Here is a 3,012-nt window from a genome sequence, read left to right as displayed (position 1 = left end):
GGACATGATCGGCCAGAAATTCGGTGAATACGCTCCGACCCGGACCTATTACGGTCACGCGGCGGACAAGAAAGCCAAGAGGAAGTAATCCGCCATGGGCAAGGATAAGAATCCCCGCCGCGTGGCGGACAACGAAGCGATGGCGAAGCTGCGCCTGCTGCGCACCTCGCCGCAGAAGCTGAATCTGGTTGCGGCACTGATCCGCGGCAAGAAGGTCGAGAAGGCCCTGACCGACCTGACCTTCTCCAAGCGCCGGATCGCGGCGGACGTGAAGAAATGCCTTCAGTCCGCCATCGCCAACGCCGAGAACAACCACAACCTGGATGTCGACGAACTGATCGTTGCCGAGGCCTGGGTCGGCAAGAACATGACCATGAAGCGCGGCCGCCCGCGGGCGCGGGGCAGGTACGGCCGGATCAACAAGCCGTTCGCCGAGATCACCATCAAGGTCCGCCAGGTCGAGGAGCAAGCCTAATGGGTCACAAAGTCAATCCGATCGGTATGCGCCTTCAGGTGAACCGCACCTGGGACAGCCGCTGGTACGCCGACACCAAGGATTACGGCAACCTGCTGCTCGAAGACATCGCCATCCGCGAGTTCATCGAGAAGGAATGCAAGCAGGCCGGCGTTTCCAAGGTGATCATCGAGCGCCCGCACAAGAAATGCCGGGTGACGATCCACACCGCCCGCACGGGCGTGATCATCGGCAAGAAGGGCGCCGATATCGAGGTGCTTCGCAAGAAGCTGGCCAAGATGACCGACAGCGAGTTGCACCTGAACATCGTCGAGGTCCGCAAGCCGGAACTGGACGCGCAACTGGTGGCCGAGAGCATCGCCCAGCAGCTCGAGCGCAGGGTGTCCTTCCGCCGCGCGATGAAGCGCGCGGTGCAGAACGCCATGCGCATGGGTGCGCTCGGCATCCGGGTCAACGTCGCCGGCCGTCTTGGCGGCGCCGAGATCGCGCGGACCGAATGGTACCGCGAGGGACGGGTGCCGCTGCACACACTGCGTGCCGATATCGACTATGCCCAGGCCGAGGGCCTTACGGCCTACGGGATCATCGGCATCAAGGTGTGGATCTTCAAGGGCGAGATCATGGAGCACGATCCCTCGGCGCGCGACCGGCGCACGCAGGAGCTTCAGGACGGGCCCGCCCCGCGCGGATCGGGCGGTGGCCGCCGCGACCGCGACCGCTAAGGAGTAGAACGAGATGCTGCAACCGAAGCGCACAAAATTCCGCAAGCTGCACAAGGGCCGTATCCACGGCGAGGCCAAGGGCGGTTTCGACCTCGCCTTCGGCCATTACGGCCTGAAGGCGACTCAGCCCGACCGCATCACCGCGCGCCAGATCGAAGCCGCCCGCCGGGCGATGACGCGCCACATGAAGCGTCAGGGCCGTGTCTGGATCCGCATCTTCCCGGACACGCCGGTCACCTCCAAGCCCACCGAGGTCCGGATGGGCAAGGGCAAGGGTTCGGTCGATTTCTGGGCCGCCAAGGTCAAACCCGGCCGGGTGATGTTCGAGATCGACGGTGTCAGCGAGACCGTGGCGCGCGAGGCGCTGCGCCTTGCCGCGATGAAACTGCCGATCAAGACCCGCATGGTCGTCCGCGAGGACTGGTAAAGGCCCGGAGCCGGCCATCTGCGGGCTCATGCGGCGACGAAAGCCCTCCGTTTCGCGGAGGGCTTTCCGGAACACCGGCAAACCCCGTCATTCTGACGGGGTTTTCGTTTGTGTTTCGATGGCATCCAGCGTCCGGACCGGTGGTAGCCTTGCGTTCGGGTGCCGGGCCGATTGCCGGAAATCGATCGATAATCGGGCAAACCCGCCGATCGCGTCTGGACTCCCGTCCAATACCCGATCATCTGTTGGGTACACCAGACAGTTAACGAAAGACTGCCGTGAAGGACAACGATCGCGCCGTCGCAAGCTCCACCCTGCTGCTCTCGGGGCTGCCCGAGGACATTCGGGAACGTCTGCTCGACGGCGCGCGCGCCTGCGTGTTCGAGCGCGGCACCACCATCTTCCTGCAGGGAGAGCAGGCGCAGGCCATCTATATCGTGCTGGACGGCTGGGTGAAGCTCTATCGTATTGCACCGAACGGCGCCGAAGCGGTGGTTGGCGTTTTCACCAAGGGGCGCAGCTTTGGCGAAGCGGTAGCCTTCCGGAACGACCGTTACCCGGTCTCGGCCGAGGCGGTGACCTGGTGCCGGCTGATCCGCATCGAGGCCGATCTTCTGCTGCGCCAGATCCGCGAGAACCCCGAGGTCGCCACCTCGGTTCTCTCGGCGACCTTTACCCACCTGCATGCGCTGGTGGCGCAGCTCGAGGCGCTCAAGGCGCGCACCGGCGCGCAGCGCGTCGCGGAATTCCTGCTTGAGCTGACCGAAAACGACGACGGCGCCTGCGAGGTGACCCTGCCCTACGACAAGGTGCTGATCGCCGGGCGTCTGGGGATGAAACCCGAAAGCCTCAGCCGGGCCTTCGCCAAGCTCAAGGATCATGGCGTGATGGTGCGGCAGAACAAGGCCGAGATCGACGATGTCGAGGCACTCCGGTCCTTTGCCGAGGAAGACCCGGCCAACGCTTGGGCGCGCTAGGGTCAGGACTCATAGCCAATAGATGACGATTGCGGCGAGGGCGATTGCTGAGAGGAAGACCTTTGGACAGCGATCATAGCGGGTTGCCACGCGCCTCCAGTCCTTGAGCCTGCCGAACATGATCTCGATGCGGTTGCGCCGTTTGTCGCGGCGCGTGTCGGATTTGACCGGGATCCTGCGTTGCTTCCGGCCGGGGATGCAAGCGCGTATCCCTCTGTCTTTCAACGCTTCTCTGAACCAGTCAGCGTCGTGTCCCCGATCCCCGAGCAGCCAGTCGACCTTTGACAGATTGCTGAGCAGCGCCCGTGCGCCGATATGGTCGCTGACCTGCCCGGCGGTGACGAACAGGTCGAGCGGGCGCCCCTGGCTGTCGCAGATGGCGTACAGTTTGGTGTTCATGCCGCCTTTGGT

Annotated in this window: 5 protein-coding genes and 1 pseudogene; 5 read left to right on the top strand and 1 reads right to left on the bottom strand. The window is 64.1% G+C overall.

Going from position 1 to position 3,012, the window contains the following annotated elements; all coding sequences use genetic code 11:
• The 5 genes and pseudogenes from ACK5IR_RS05790 to ACK5IR_RS05770 form a co-directional block, all read left to right on the top strand.
• A pseudogene (locus ACK5IR_RS05790) lies at positions 1–88 on the top strand (30S ribosomal protein S19); the annotation flags it as partial.
• A gap of 6 nt (positions 89–94) precedes the next feature.
• Positions 95–475 (top strand): 50S ribosomal protein L22, encoded by a 381-nt coding sequence (gene rplV, locus ACK5IR_RS05785; RefSeq protein ID WP_416926819.1) that lies wholly within the window; start codon positions 95–97, stop codon positions 473–475.
• The gene (rpsC, locus tag ACK5IR_RS05780) at positions 475–1,197 is read left to right on the top strand and encodes a 30S ribosomal protein S3 (protein WP_416926817.1); all 723 of its coding nucleotides are present in this window, start codon (positions 475–477) and stop codon (positions 1,195–1,197) included. Before rplV ends, rpsC begins: the two co-directional genes overlap by 1 nt.
• A gap of 13 nt (positions 1,198–1,210) precedes the next feature.
• Positions 1,211–1,624, top strand: coding sequence for a 50S ribosomal protein L16 (rplP, locus tag ACK5IR_RS05775; RefSeq protein WP_416926815.1), 414 nt, complete (start codon positions 1,211–1,213; stop codon positions 1,622–1,624).
• Positions 1,625–1,902: 278 nt separating this feature from the next.
• The gene (locus tag ACK5IR_RS05770; RefSeq protein WP_416926814.1) at positions 1,903–2,601 is read left to right on the top strand and encodes a Crp/Fnr family transcriptional regulator; all 699 of its coding nucleotides are present in this window, start codon (positions 1,903–1,905) and stop codon (positions 2,599–2,601) included.
• A gap of 9 nt (positions 2,602–2,610) precedes the next feature.
• Here ACK5IR_RS05770 and ACK5IR_RS05765 read toward each other — a convergent pair.
• Positions 2,611–3,012 (bottom strand): IS5 family transposase (locus ACK5IR_RS05765; protein WP_416926812.1); only part of this gene is annotated, 402 nt, incomplete at its 5' end.

Origin of the sequence: Tropicimonas sp., from assembly GCF_047971885.1 — a bacterium.
GTDB lineage: Bacteria > Pseudomonadota > Alphaproteobacteria > Rhodobacterales > Rhodobacteraceae > Tropicimonas.
Note: the sequence above shows the minus strand (reverse complement) of the source record. Positions and strands in the feature narration are given on the sequence as shown.